The sequence below is a fragment of the Actinomyces polynesiensis genome, from assembly GCF_000820725.1.
Lineage (GTDB): Bacteria > Actinomycetota > Actinomycetes > Actinomycetales > Actinomycetaceae > Pauljensenia > Pauljensenia polynesiensis.
Genome location: NZ_CCXH01000078.1, coordinates 1 through 13,728, shown reverse-complemented (window position 1 = coordinate 13,728; position 13,728 = coordinate 1). Strand labels below are relative to the sequence as shown.

Below are 13,728 nucleotides of genomic sequence, written 5' to 3'. Positions count from 1 at the left end.
AGGACGGACCTCAGGGCCCGAACTGAGCGGACCTCGACCCCAGAACTGAGCGGACTTCGACCCCAGAACTGAGCGGACTTCGACCCCAGAACTGAGCGGACCTCGACACCAGAACTGAGCGGACTTCGGCGGGGTCTGGGGGGTGGGGCTGGTCAGCGCAGGTGCGACATGACGAAGGCCAGCAGGTAGGAACGGGTGTTCCCGTCGTCGATGCGTTCCTCCGGCAGGGCGCGTGCCAGGTCCAGCGCCTCAGCCGCATCCTCCGCTCCGGCCAGGGACCGGTACATGAGCAGCTGGTCACCGAACATCACGTCGTGGTCCTCGGCCCCCGCCAGGGCCTCCTCCAGGTTCTCCCGGATCCGCCCCGGGTCCCCGGCCAGGTAGTCGGCGACCGGGGGCGCGGGGATGACGAGGATCCCCAGCATGGCCGAGGGCTCGGGGGAGAACCAGGTCGCCCAGTCCCTCTTCCCGCCCCACTCCAGGGACACGACCTTGTGGTCGAAGCCCTCGTACACGGGGTCCGCCCGGTCGAAGTCCGTCCAGTAGGCGTCCGAGGCGTGCGCCTCCATCGACAGCATCCAGGTCGCGCGTTCCTCCAGGTCAGCCTGCCCGCGCACGCGCGCCCACAACGCCAGCCCGTTCCACGCGTTGACGGCCTCGGAGACGGACTCCTGGTTGTTCCCGTCGGCGAAGGGTGCCCAGCCGGAGGCCCAGGAGTGGGACCAGTAGACGTCGAAGGTCCGCAGGCGTGGCGCGAAGGTGCTGGTGCTGCCCGCGCCCACCGTCTGGGCCAGGGCGTCGATCACGGGTGCGATCTCCTGGGCCAGTTCCGGATCCCCCGCGCCCACCATGGCGGCCGCACTGAGGAAGTAGCCCAGGTGGAAGTGGGCGTCATTGGCGGTCTCGGAGCCGAAGGCGATCGCCTTGCCCACCACGAGGTGCTGGACGGGGTCGTAGGTGAAACAGCGCTCGTCCCGGGAGGAGCACCCCTCGGCCTCCGCCCAGGTCCGCAGTGCGTCGCCCACCCGGGTGCGCAGCTGCGCGGCCTCGGCGTCCATCCCGAGTTCCTCGGCGATGAGCATGAGGGAGGCCTCGCGCTGCAGGGCCTTGCCCCCGAAGTACGTGTCCGCCGGCAGCTCCCTCTCGGTGGCCGCATCGGTGCGCACCTGGTCGGTGAGCTCATCCCTCTCCTCGTCCGTGAGCCGGCCGAGGTCGAGGCGGTCCAGGGCCTCCACCACCGGTGCCGTCCACTCCAGGGAGTTGCCGGAGCACGCGTGGAGAGTCCCGTTGACGGAGGGGTAGGTCCCGACCTCGGTGCCGCACGTCCCCTGGTGCGGGGCCGTGGTGAGCAGGGTCGGGGAACCGTCGGCCGTGAGGTAGTCGAGGGTGGTCCGCGCCTCCCCGTCCTGCGTCGAGTGGGTGGCGCGCGTGGAGGTCACGGGTACCGCCCCGGTGACCTCGTCGCCCGCGGTGGGCGTCAGTCCGTCCGGTGCGGCGACGAGGGCGGCGCCCTCGTCCGCGTCCAGTGGCACCGTCAGCGTCCCACCCGAGGCGCTGGCGCCTGCGGGGGCGGTGACCACCCAGGCGCGCCCGGAGGCGGAGCTGCCCACCCACTGCCCGTCCCCGCCGAGCTCCTCCCAGGACTGGGCGTGGAGCGTGACGTCCAGGTGGGCGCGGGCGCTGAGTCCGACCACGGGGGAGCCCTCGGCGAGTGTGACGTCGAGGAGGTCCCCGCCCGTCGAGCCGTCAGCGGCCTGCCCGCGCAGGGTCAGGGTGAGGCTCGCGTCGTCGTAGCGCGTGACCAGGAAGTCCCCGGCACCCGCCTCCACCCGAACGTCCGCGGCGGCCGGACCCATGATGGTGGAGGCGGAGGCCGTGACCTCCGGGACCCCGACCTCGAACCCGTCCGTGGTGGGGGTGTAGGACAGCGGGCTGGGGAACACCGGCTGGGCCTCCTCGGGGAAGACCAACCCGGAGAACCAGCGGTTCGTCGGGGGGACGAGGTCCTCGGCGAGCCTCAGTGCCGGAGGTGTGGCCAGGGACTCCTCGGGGAGGGCGGCGAGATCGGTGGGTGGTGCCGCCATGCTCTGGGACTCCTCGGACTGGGCGTACTCCGCACCGGCGTCCCGGCAACCGCCGAGGGCCAGGACGGCCAGGAGGGCCCCCAGTGCGAGCCGTGCGTGGAGACGGGGGGAGTCCATGGCCATCCCCTCATGATCCCAGACGCTGGAGGAAGAGGTCCAGCGTCGTGAGGGCCTCGGAGACCGCACCGTTGTCCTGCAGGTGCACCGAAGCCGTGACGGGAGTGCCCGGAGCAGTGAGCGTGGAGCTCGTCGTGGCGGCCAGTTCCTCACTGGCGATGCGCACGGTGGCGGTGGCCCACCCGTTCTCGGAGGTCACGGAGACGGCGTCGACCATGCCGGCGAGCTCGGTGCGGTCCGGGAGGGTGATGGTCGCCGGGGCGCCGACGATGAGACGGGCGTAGTCGCGGGCCTCCAGTTCCATCTCGGCCTCGACGTACTGGGAGCCGGCGACGTTGATCGTGGTCACCACGGATCCCGCGCGCAGGAAACTGTCCACGCGTGTGCCGACCTCGGTGACGGTCCCGGGCTCGGTCGCGACCAGGGTGAGTTCCCCATCGGGTGTCACCTGGCCGGGGAAGGTCGCGGCGCTCACCTCGCCCGCGGTCAGGTCGTGCTGGAGCAGGCCGGAGTGGATCGTGGCAACGGGATCGCCCGCCTCCACCACCTGGCCCTCCTTGACGTGGAGCTCACGGACCGTGCCGCCGTACTCGCTGCCGATGTCGTAGGTGCCCATGGAGATCACCGCATTGGTGGAGGTCGCCTGGCTGGTCCGGCGGTTGAGCATGAGGGTGAGCCCGAGGACCATCGCCACGGTGAGCACGAGTCCGGTGAGGAGCCTGAGGCGGATTGTCCAGGTCATGGTGTGTTCCGATCGTCGAGGGCGCGTCGGCGCCGACTGGGGAAGGTCGGGGGGAGGGCAGCGGGGGCTCCCCTGCCGGGTCCGGGAGTCGGGTCCGGGAGGACCCGGGCGACCGGGGAGGGGAAGGTGCTCCGGGCGGCCCGGTGGTCCGGGTCCCGCGGACCGGACGGTGAGTCGACCGCGGGGACGGGTGGGGTGGCAACCGGGGAGTCGGTCGGGGACTCGGCCCGGGTGGCGGACCGGGAGTCCACCCACGGGGTCGCCGCCACCGGGACGGGCGGTCGGGGGGTGCCGTGACCCTGAGCGGGCAGGAGGTCCTGTCCGACCACCTGCCCCTCGGTGTCGGACAGGACCGCGCCGGCTCCCGGGGTCAGCGCCGTGCGGTCGCTGCCTCGCGGCGCGCGCGACGCATGCGACGTGCCTCGACGGACGCCTGGAACAGGAAGCCGAGGAAGATCAGGGTGTTGACCCCGTTCCAGACGAGGGCGAGTGCCCCGTCCGTGGTGTGGCTGAGCTTCCAGGCCCCCACCAGGCTGGTGAGGAGCAGGAATGCGGCGGTGATGATCTGGGGCAGGATGTGGGCGAAGGGCGAGGTCGCCCGTCGTCTCGACCCCGTCGCCTGCCAGGCCTGGTCCCGCACTGTCAGAGCACTCCACAGGGCCTTGACATAGGCGGGGAAGGTCACGATGGAGAGCAGGAGGACCTCCCAGCGGAACGAGCCCATCGAGAAGAAGGCGACGAGCACCTGGGTCCCGTAGAAGCCCAGGTAGAAGATGACCCAGGTCGTCACCGAGGTGGAGGCCGCGATCGGGGCCAGGTCCAGGAAGATCTGCATCGGGGGGACGACGAGGAGCACCAGGGGCATGATCCCGGTGAAGTAGAAGGTGGAGGTCACCCCGTACTGGATGCGCTGGTCGACGGTGAGTCGGCGCCGGGGGCTCCACGGGAAGTGCGTGAAGAGGAGTTCGAACCCGCCCGTCGCCCAGCGCGTCTGCTGCTTGAGGTAGGACTCGATCGTGTCCGGGGTGTCGCCCACGGCCACCGTCCGCGCGATGTAGATCGACCGCCACCCGCGCTCGTGGAGCAGGATCGAGGTCCACACGTCCTCCGACTTCGAACCCGTGTACATCCCCCCGATCTCGGTGACGGCCTCCCGGCGGAAGATGACGTTCGTCCCGACGCAGAACGCGGCGTTGAACTGGTTGCGACCGGTCTGGATGAACCGGTAGAAGACGGTCTGCATGTAGCCCGCACCGCGGGAGATGACGTTGTCCATGTTGCCGTAGACCTGGGGGCCCTGGACGAAGGCCGCCGTGCGGTCCGCGAAGAAGGGGACCATCTCGGTGAGCATGTCGGGTCGCGGGACGAAGTCCGCGTCGAGGATGGCGAACAGGGGCCCCTTGGCCAGGGTCAGGGCGTAGTTGACATTGCCGGCCTTGGCGCCGTTCGAGGTGGGGCGGCGCACGTACCGGGCGCCCAGTTCCCGGGCGAGTGCCGCCACCTCGTCGCTGCGGCCGTCGTCCAGGATCCACGTGCGGTGGGCGCCCTTCATGGCCAGAGCGGCCACGACCGTGCGCCTCAGGACGTCCACCGGTTCGCCGTAGGTCGTGATGAACACCTCGACGGTGACGGGGCGCCCACCCAGGTGCATCGGCCAGAGCTCCGGCCGGTCCTGGATGCCCTCCCGCACGATCTCCTCGGGGTCGAAGAGGTGGTTCGAGGCGTGGTGGAAGGAACTGTCGTGCGGGTCGTAGCCGGAGGACAGGATGGTCCACATCGCCAGCAGGGCGTTGAGGATCACGACCGCCTCGGCCACGACGATGAGGAGGTAGGGGAGCATGTCCCCCCGGTGGGCGGGGTTGAGCAGGAACGCCGCATATGCGATCACGCCCATCGTGGCCAGCAGCACGAGCGCCATGAGCGAGGGCGAGGGGCCCCGGGTGCGTGTCGTCTCCTCGTGGCGTCCGGTGAGGTCGCCCCCGTCCACGACGGCGGCGAGGGCGTCACCGGGATGGTCGTGGGCAAAGGTTCCGGTGCCCGGGCCCGGGGTCTGGCGTGCGGTCGTGGCCAGGAGCTTCTCGAAGTCCTCGAGGGTGCTCCCGCGCTCCGGTGGGGGCAGGGGGGAAGGAGAGTCGGGTGGGGTGTTCATCGGCGGGACCTCCAGGGAGGTTCGGAGGGGAGATGGGCAGTGATCTGCCGACATCGTTCGACTCCGCACCACGACCGAGGCTCGCGGCCCCCGCCGTGGCCGTCATCGGTCATCCCCGGGCCCTCCCCGCCTGGAGGTGTTCCCGGTACTGGTGCGAGGGTAGGCATGGTGGACGCTGTGGGTGGAAGCGGTATCTCGCCCCTCGGGCACCCGTCGGACGGGGCCACGCCGGGTCGCAGTGCCTCACCGTCCGGACCTTCGGTGGCAGGAGCGCAGGTGAGAGGCAGTTGGGACCTTGGTCCCGAGCCTCCGGGAGGTCGGGTCCGGGCAGGCGTGTGTGAATTGCTGCAATTCGCGAACGACTGTCCTCAGGGCCGTCCGTGACCCCCGAAGGGCCCGGGGTCTTGGGGAGGATTGGTGGCCGGTCCGACTCCGCCGGGGCCGCCCTCGTCCGCGTCCCTCCCGTGTCCTGCGCCCCTCGCGCCGCGCCTGTCCGCCCGCCCGCCACGCGGGGTGACGTCGCGGCGACGGACGGTCCACCCCGTCCCGTGATCGGCGAGGAGCTGGCGCACCTGGGAGGAGGTGAGCGAGAGCGTCCACTCGGGGTTCTGCGGGAGCTGCCAGCGGCGACGGTGGGCGACCACGGTGAAACCGGATCCCACGACCGTGGCGACGAGCATGCCGACCATGTCCAGCCCCGCCTGGGAGAAGGTGACCATGACGGCCGCGGAGACCAGGGCGGGTGTGGCGTAGAGGTTGTTGCCGCCGAACACCTGGGGGACGTTCCCGGCGGCCACGTCCCTGATCATGCCGCCCCCGACCGCCGTCATGATGCCCAGCAGCAGCGCCGGCATGATGCCGAAACCTGCGGAGAGCGTCTTGAGGGCCCCGGTTGCCGCCCAGCAGCCCAGCACCGTGCCGTCGGCGATGACGAGGACGATGCGCCAGGGTCTGGAGTCCAGCTTCCAGAGCATCGCGATCCCCGCACCCACCAGGGCGGTGGTGAGGTACCAGGGATCGGTGAGTGCCACCGGGGGTCCCACCTGCAGGAGGACGTCGCGCACCATCCCCCCGCCCAGCGCCGAGATGACGGCGAGCACCGAGAAACCCACCGCGTCGAAGTGCTTGGTGCGTGCCAGCCTCCCCCCGAGGACGCCGTTGAGGAGCACGCCGATGAGGTCGATGACGCGGAAGAGGTCCGGGAGAGCGGTGTTGAGGGGTTCCAGCACGGGGGACATTGTCCGCGAGGGGCGGCCGGAGCCGCATCCCGGCTCCCCGGTGCCCGGCGTGGCTTCGCCCACTGCGTGGCGGGCGCGGGCGGCGGGGCCTGCTCAGCCCAGGGTGGCGTCGAAGAGCAGCCCCAGGGCATAGGTGATCGAGGCCGCGCCGTAGCCGATCACCAGTTGGCGCAGGGCACGTGGCCAGGGTGACTGTCCCGACAGGACTCCCACGACCCCTCCGGTGGCGAGCAGAGCGAGGCCGACGATGACGGCCGCCACCGCGATGGCGACGTATCCGGTGAGTCCCAGCACGTAGGGGATCAGGGGGATCGCGGCGCCCACGGCGAAGAAGCAGAAGGAGCTCAGGCCCGCGCGCAGCGGTGTGCCGATCTCCTGCCCGGCCCCGTGCGTGGCGGACTCCGCGTCGCCCAGGGCGGCCCGCACCGCGATCGACCCGGACTGCTCGGTACGGGGTTGTCTGATCTGGTCGAAGACCGCGATGGCATGGGCCCGGGCCTCGGCCTCGTCCTCGCCGCGGGCCCGGAAGACCAGGGCGAGCTCATTGGCGTCCACGTCCAACGCGGGGACGGAGCGGTGTGCCTGGGGGTCCGGCACGGAGGCGTCCAGGAGTTCGCGTTGGCTGGAGATGCTCACCCACTCACCCGCAGCCATCGACAGCGCGCCCGCCAGGAGTCCCGCGACGCCGGTGGCCAGCACCAGGTGGGGGGTCATGCCGGTGGCCGCGACACCGAGGATCAACGCGAGGTTGGAGACCAGACCGTCGTTGGCGCCGAAGACCGCGGCGCGGAAGGACCCGGCCAGTGCCTGACGGGAGCGTGCGGTGAGGCCGCGGATCACCTCGCCGTGGATGTGCTCGTCGGCGGCCATCTGCGCGGTGGCGTCGGAGTCGTGGTCGTAGGTCGTGCGCTGCTCGGCGCGCTGCGCCATGGCCAGGACGAAGACGGTGCCGAAGACGCTCGCCAGACGGGCATGGATGCGTGCGGAGATCGAGGGGCGTGGGGCGGGCTCGGAGTGGGGACCCAGGAGCTTGAGCCAGTGGGCCTCGTGCCGGCCCTCGGCGTCCGCCAGGGCGAGCAGGACCGCGCGGTCCTCGCCGCTGCGTCGGTCCGCGAGCCGCCGGTAGGTCTCCGCCTCCATCCGTTCCTCGGCCAGGTGGTGTCGCCACTTCTTGATCTGGGCGGGGGAGGGGTCGGGGAGTGCGACCGGCGGGTCGGCGGGGGACTGGCCGGGCGACCCCGTCGGGTCGCCCACGGGGTGGGACTGCGCCCTCGTCGGGTCGGCAGAAGGGGAGCGGGCCCCCGCCGGGTCGGGGGAGGGGCCGGGTGGGGCGGAGGAGGGCACGTCGTTCTCGGACACGGTGCCCACCGTGGCACCGGGCCCCGGGGGTGTCCACGAGCCGTCCCGAAGGAACGGTTTCGGGGGGCCGCAACCTCGCGGCACGGTGCGGCCCGGGCGTACGAGGGCGCTCCCGCATGTGACGAATCTGTGACCGCCCGAGGACTGCCGAGGGGTCAGTGCGTGTCCGAGTGGGCCCAGGGGTCCTCGACCTCGACCTCGACGTCGACGTACTCACCACGGGAGGGGGAACCCCCGAAGAGTCGTTCCTTGACGACGTCGGCGACACGGTCGGTGACCCTCTCGCCCTGGACGCGCACGGCGTCGGAGACCTTCTCCCCGAGCGAGTCGAGCGGACGGGCCACCATGGGGGTGCTGCGGATCCGTGTCGCTGCCGAGCGGATCGACTCGTAGCGCTCGCGGCCCGCGCGGGTGCCCAGGACGTACCCGATGCCGAGTCCCAGGATGATGCCGGTCTTCGTCCCCATGTGTGCTGCCTCCCAAGTCGTTGCGCCCAGACTAGCGGGCGGTGGTGCGCGCCGTGCGGTGGTGCCGCCCGGGCGTCGTGGGGCCACGGCCCCTGCGGTGCCCCCGGCCCGGGCGTTCTCCCGCCGAGGGCTCAGGCGTCGAGGACCTCGCGGAAGGAACGGCGGGGACGTGGGTGCACGCAGGAGATCCGCTCGAGGACCATGTCGTCGGTGGGCCAGGGTGTGTCCTCGGGCCAGGGCTCGTCGATGTCACGGCCCTCGTGGCCGGGGAGCATGCGCACATGTGCCCGGCGCCAGAAGTCCAGGGAGAGGTCGCCCTCACCCTCGGCCGCGGCGTGGAGTTCGTCGACCTCGTCGAAGGGGACGACGGCCACAGCGTCGGTGCGCACGAGGGCGCGTGGGTGGCCCGCCCCGTCGCAGGCGATGCCGAGCTCGCCGATCGTGGGGAGCTGCTCGACCCCGTCGTCGTAGTCGGAGAGGGGGCCCGCGGTGGCGGTCTTGGCGCCGGAGAGGACCAGCTCGACCAACTCCGTCGCCTGCTTCGCGGTCCACCCGAACTGCCAGGCGGGCGGGGGGACGAGTGCCTCGGGGTTGGTCCCGATGACGACGTCGAGCCGGGTGAGGCCGGCGGACTTGCTGGCCTCCTGCCAGAACAGGTCCACCTCGCCCTCGTCGGGGGGAAGTGCCGCGTCATCGGAGTAGGCGACCTCCTCCTCGTGCAGCTCCTCCTCGGCGGGGTCTGTGGTGGGGGCGGCGGGGTCGTTGCCGGCGGGGTCGCCGGTGGTGGGTGTGGCCGGTGAGTCGGTGTCCATGACCCCATTGTGGACCGCGCCGGGTGCGCTGTCCCGCGCGTGGACGGGCGGTGCGGACGGGAGGTGCGGGCGGGTCGCTCGGGGGCGGATGGGGGGCGGCGCAGCCGGGTGGCCCCGGGGTGGGCCGGGTCCCGCGCACAGGTCCGTGCGGGGTTCACCTTCGTGCACACTCCGGGACACCCCCTGCCGCTGGGGGCACGCAGCGATTAGGTTGGTGTCGTGAGTGAGGTCCGTATCCAGACCCCCCGCGGGCTGACGCTCGCGGGGACCTTCATCAACCCCGTCGACGCGCTGGACGCCGCGGTCCTCTTCTCCCACTCCTTCCTCGCCAACCGCCATTCCGGGGAGCACTTCGACCGGCTCGCCCGCGTCTACCGGGCAGCGGGTTACGCCACGCTCGAGTTCGACTACTCCGGCCACGGGGACTCCGATGACGACATCATCACCTCCGAGCACCAGGTCGAGGACCTGCGTGCCGCCTCGGGCTGGCTCGCCGACCAGGGGTTCCCGCGCCAGCTGGTCCACGGGCACTCCTTCGGATCGGTCACGGCCCTGCTCGCACGCCCCCGGGCGGCGCGGACGATGATCCTCTCCGGCGCGGTGACCGGCCCGCTCTCCTTCGACTGGGAGGAGATCTTCTCCCCCGTCCAGCTCGACGAGCTCGAGGAGCACGGCGTCACGACCATCCCGGACGACTCCCCGGGCCCGCGCCGCAACTTCACGATCTCCAAGCAGACGCTCGTCGACCTCTCGATGGTCGACACCCACCGGGTGCTCGACGGCCTGGCGACCCCCGTCCTCATCATCCACGACGAGGACGACCAGCAGGTCGGCCTCGTGGAGATGACCCAGGAGAACTTCGCCCGCCTGCCCGACGGGTCCCGCGTCGAGGTGGTCCGCGGAGCGAGGTTCGGCGCGGGGGAGAACCCCCGAGCGCTCTCCGACCTGTCGGTCGCCTGGATCAGGCAGTTCCTCCCGCTGGAGCACTGAGCGATCCCGGTGACCGGGCCGGCGGATCAGAGAGGGTTCCACTGTCGACGGGTCGGGGCGGCGGACCCCGACACCGGTCCGCACAAGGGACCGGGGGATCCCGGGCCCCGTGAGGGCCCGACGACAGACAATGCGCGATCCCGATCGTCACCCGGCAGTCGGCTCACCCGCGTTTCCGCAGGTCACGAGGATCCATTCGAAGAATGGCTGCGCGGTCGTCCACACATTGTCTGCCGTCGACTGCTCAGGCCGGCACGGCCAGCCCCTCCACCACCTCCGCGCCGGGCAGGGCCACCAGGAGGTCGCCGGTGACGAAGAGCTTGGAACGCCGCAGGCCCGAGCCGATGCAGGACCACCCCACCGCGACGCGCTCGTCGATGAGGAGGCGCCACTCGGCGGGCACGCCGACCGGTGTGATGCCGCCGTACTCCATGCCCGAGGCCTCCACCGCGTGCTCCTGGGGCCAGAAGGAGGCCTTGCGCACGTCGAGGGTCCTCTTCACGACGTGGTTGACGTCGGCGTTGGTGGTCGCGCGCACCACGCAGGCCGCGACACGTTCCTCACCGGCGCGCTTGCCGGCCACGAGGATGCAGTTGGAGGAGAGCGCGAGGTCCATGCCGAAGGTCTCGGTCATGACCTCGGTGTCCGCGAGGGAAGGGTCGATGGGCACCACGCGCACGAGGTCGACCAGGGCCGGGTCATGACCGGCCAGTGCCTGGAGTGCTGCGGCGACGGGCGGAGCGACGAGGTCGAGGTGTTCCAGGGCAGGAAGGGTCTCGAGGCTGCCGATTCCGGGGATCTCCGGGTCGGACTGGGACATGGGTACCTCCTTGGACGGTGCCGGCGGCCCGGGTGCCGCCGTCGGGACGGACGGGAGCGGCCGACGGGGTGGGCTGCCGTGCGCCGGGACCGCCGCACCGGGAGGTGCGTGCGGAGGGTCGCCGACCGGGCCGGGTCCGCCTCGCCGATTCCCTCCCACGCTAGACGGATGGGAAGGGGTGCCCCCGGGCGGGGGCCACAGTGTGGTCACCCGGCACGGGGCAGGGGAGGGGAGCGGACCTCGGGCCCGGAACAGGGCGGACCTCGGGCCCAGTACGGGGCGGACCTCGAGGTCAGAACAGAGCGGATTTCGCGGTGGGAACAGAGCGGACCTCGCCGGGGGTGGTGTTACCGAATCGTGTCCGTGACGGATGTGACACGGCGGACAACTTGTGACACCATCATGACAACCCATTTGAGAGCGCTCTCTCGCAGTGGAGCGAAGGTTGAGAGCGCTCTCAGACCCGGGTTCTGGACGAGCGGGTCCGCATCGCTGCGGAGCACCCGCCCAGCCATCCCACACACGAAGGAGCAGTTGTGAAAACCAGAACGATCATGGGCACCGTCGGCGTCGCAGCCGTCAGCGCCCTGGTGCTCGGTGCCTGCTCGTCGGGCTCGGGCGAGTCCGGCGCGTCCGGCGGCGAGTCCGGCTCGGCGAGCGGCGACATCACCCTGACAGTCGCGACCTTCAACGAGTTCGGCTACGGCGACCTCTACCAGGAGTACATGGACTCCCACCCGGGCATCAAGGTCGTCGAGAAGAAGGCCGCCACCTCCAACGAGGCCCGCGACAACATGAACACCCGCCTGGCCGCGGGTTCCGGCCTCTCCGACATCGAGGCCATCGAGGTCGACTGGCTGCCCGAGCTCGCGCAGTACCCGGACGAGTTCACGGACCTGACCTCCGACGAGACGAACGGCCGCTGGCTCGACTGGAAGACGGAGGCTGCCACCGTCGACGGCAAGCTCATCGGGTACGGCACCGACATCGGGCCCGAGGCCATCTGCTACCGCGCCGACCTCTTCGAGAAGGCCGGGCTGCCCACAGACCGCGACGAGGTCGCCTCCCTCCTCGATGGTGGATGGGACAAGTACTTCGAGGTCGGCAAGGACTTCGTGTCCAAGACCGACATCCCCTGGTACGACGGGGCCACGGCCACCTACCAGGGCATGATCAACCAGGTGAAGAACCCCTTCGAGCAGGACGACAACACGGTCATCCCGCTCAAGGACAACACCGAGATCAAGGGCGTCTACGACGACGTCCTGACGGCTTCCGTCGACGACAACCTCTCCGCCCACCTCTCCCAGTGGTCCGAGGACTGGGTCAACGCCTTCCAGAAGGACGGCTTCGCGACCATGCTCTGCCCTCCGTGGATGCTCGGCGTCATCGAGGGCAACGCCGCCGGCGTCACCGGCTGGGACGTCGCCCCGGTCTTCCCCGGTGGTGGCGGCAACTGGGGTGGCTCCTACCTGACGGTGCCCGCACAGGGCGACCACCCGGAGGAGGCCAAGGAGTTGGCCGCGTGGCTGACCGCTCCCGAGCAGCAGATCAAGGCCTTCAAGACCAAGGGCACCTTCCCCTCGCAGGTGGAGGCCCTGGACGATCCGGAGCTCCTCGACTACACGAATGAGTTCTTCAACAACGCCCCCGTCGGGAAGATCTACTCCGAGCGCGCCAAGGCAGTGACGGTCCAGCCGCACAAGGGCCCGAACTTCTTCGCGATCACGACGATCGTGACGGACGCGATGACGCGTGTCGACGTCGACAAGACGGATGACGCCGCCTCCTCGTGGGACAAGGCCCTCACCGAGTTCGACCAGCTCGGCCTCGAGTGAGACCACGGTGGGCCGGGACCGCGAGGTCCCGGCCCACCGGATCCGCCCTCGTCAGCACTGCCACACCGGGAGACCGGACACCGAAGGACCACACACCATGACCACCACGACCGCTGCCGTGCAGCCCACCTGGAAGGACAGGTTGGGACGCGCCGAGTACCGCTGGTCCCCCTACCTCTACATCGCCCCGTTCTTCGTGGTCTTCGCGATCACCGGGCTCTACCCCCTCCTCTACACGGCCTGGGTGTCGCTGCACAAGTGGCACCTCATCGGCGGTGAGCAGGGATTCGTCGGGATGCAGAACTACGTCGACGTGGTCCAGCAGCCGACCTTCTGGATCGCCCTGCGCAACACCTTCTCGATCTTCCTGTTCTCCTCGGTGCCCCAGATCATCGTGGCGGTCTTCATCGCCTGGATCCTGGACTCCAACCTGCGGGCCAAGACCTTCTGGCGCATGGGTGTCCTGCTGCCCTACGTCGTCGCCCCCGTGGCGGTGTCGATGATCTTCACGAAGGTCTTCGCCGACCAGTCCGGCATGGCGAACACCCTGCTCGGGATGATCGGCATCAGCCCCATCGGCTGGCACGCGAACGCCTTCGCCTCCCACATCGCGATCGCGAACATGGTGAACTTCCGCTGGACCGGCTACAACGCCCTGATCCTGCTGGCGGCCATGCAGGCCATCCCCCAGGAGCTCTACGAGGCCGCCACCGTGGACGGTGCGGGCCGGGCACGCCAGTTCTTCTCCGTGACCATCCCGCAGCTGCGCTCCACCATCATCTTCGTCGTCATCACCTCCACCATCGGTGGTCTGCAGATCTTCGACGAACCCCGCATGTTCGACACCATGGGCAACGGCGGTGCGGACAAGCAGTGGTTGACCCTGACGATGTACCTCTACCAACTCGGCTGGGGCCCCCAGAAGAGCTTCGGGCGGGCCGCGGCCATCGCCTGGATCCTCTTCCTCATCATCATCCTCATCGGGATGGTCAACTTCGCCCTCACCCGGCGCATCGCCACCTCCGGTGGGGACCGGCGTCGTGGGCGTGGGGGACGCGGACGGGGGCGGGGCGGCTCCTCCGCAGGTGAGGGATCCACGCCCCTGCCGACCC

11 protein-coding genes are annotated in these 13,728 nt (G+C 70.6%); 3 read left to right on the top strand and 8 right to left on the bottom strand.

Going from position 1 to position 13,728, the window contains the following annotated elements:
• Positions 1-152: 152 nt before the first annotated feature.
• From TA90_RS02915 to TA90_RS02880, 7 genes are all read right to left on the bottom strand, one after another.
• Positions 153-2,207 carry a glycosyl hydrolase gene (locus TA90_RS02915; RefSeq protein ID WP_052450420.1) on the bottom strand — a complete coding sequence of 685 codons (2,055 nt, stop codon included), beginning with the start codon at positions 2,205-2,207 and terminating at the stop codon, positions 153-155.
• Positions 2,208-2,211: 4 nt separating this feature from the next.
• Positions 2,212-2,943, bottom strand: a complete 732-nt coding sequence (locus TA90_RS02910) for an HlyD family efflux transporter periplasmic adaptor subunit (protein ID WP_052450419.1) — start codon at positions 2,941-2,943, stop codon at positions 2,212-2,214.
• A 370-nt stretch (positions 2,944-3,313) separates the two neighbouring features.
• A complete protein-coding gene (locus TA90_RS02900; RefSeq protein WP_052450418.1) occupies positions 3,314-5,092 on the bottom strand; it encodes a glycosyltransferase family 2 protein in 1,779 nt (592 codons plus the stop codon).
• 368 nt (positions 5,093-5,460) lie between these two features.
• Positions 5,461-6,330, bottom strand: coding sequence for a trimeric intracellular cation channel family protein (locus tag TA90_RS02895; RefSeq protein ID WP_197067825.1), 870 nt, complete (start codon positions 6,328-6,330; stop codon positions 5,461-5,463).
• A gap of 93 nt (positions 6,331-6,423) precedes the next feature.
• Positions 6,424-7,470 carry a VIT1/CCC1 transporter family protein gene (locus TA90_RS02890; RefSeq protein ID WP_147513337.1) on the bottom strand — a complete coding sequence of 349 codons (1,047 nt, stop codon included), beginning with the start codon at positions 7,468-7,470 and terminating at the stop codon, positions 6,424-6,426.
• A 374-nt stretch (positions 7,471-7,844) separates the two neighbouring features.
• On the bottom strand, positions 7,845-8,156 hold the full coding sequence (locus TA90_RS02885; protein ID WP_043534521.1) for a protoporphyrinogen oxidase: 312 nt from the start codon (positions 8,154-8,156) through the stop codon (positions 7,845-7,847).
• Positions 8,157-8,287: 131 nt separating this feature from the next.
• Positions 8,288-8,968 carry an ASCH domain-containing protein gene (locus TA90_RS02880; protein WP_082031312.1) on the bottom strand — a complete coding sequence of 227 codons (681 nt, stop codon included), beginning with the start codon at positions 8,966-8,968 and terminating at the stop codon, positions 8,288-8,290.
• 219 nt (positions 8,969-9,187) lie between these two features.
• Between TA90_RS02880 and TA90_RS02875 the strand changes: the two genes are divergently transcribed.
• Positions 9,188-9,958: an alpha/beta hydrolase family protein gene (locus TA90_RS02875; RefSeq protein WP_043534520.1), complete on the top strand. Its 771-nt coding sequence runs from the start codon at positions 9,188-9,190 to the stop codon at positions 9,956-9,958.
• Between the two features lie 244 nt (positions 9,959-10,202).
• On the opposite strand, the gene TA90_RS02870 is transcribed toward TA90_RS02875, so the two are convergent.
• Complete coding sequence (locus TA90_RS02870; RefSeq protein WP_043534519.1) at positions 10,203-10,778, bottom strand: YbaK/EbsC family protein; 576 nt, start codon at positions 10,776-10,778, stop codon at positions 10,203-10,205.
• A gap of 536 nt (positions 10,779-11,314) precedes the next feature.
• Here TA90_RS02870 and TA90_RS02865 point away from each other — a divergent pair.
• Together TA90_RS02865 and TA90_RS02860 are read left to right on the top strand one after the other, a co-directional pair.
• Positions 11,315-12,616 carry an ABC transporter substrate-binding protein gene (locus tag TA90_RS02865; RefSeq protein WP_231550637.1) on the top strand — a complete coding sequence of 434 codons (1,302 nt, stop codon included), beginning with the start codon at positions 11,315-11,317 and terminating at the stop codon, positions 12,614-12,616.
• Positions 12,617-12,713: 97 nt separating this feature from the next.
• The coding region (locus TA90_RS02860; protein ID WP_147513333.1) for a carbohydrate ABC transporter permease at positions 12,714-13,728 on the top strand (1,015 nt) is incomplete at its 3' end.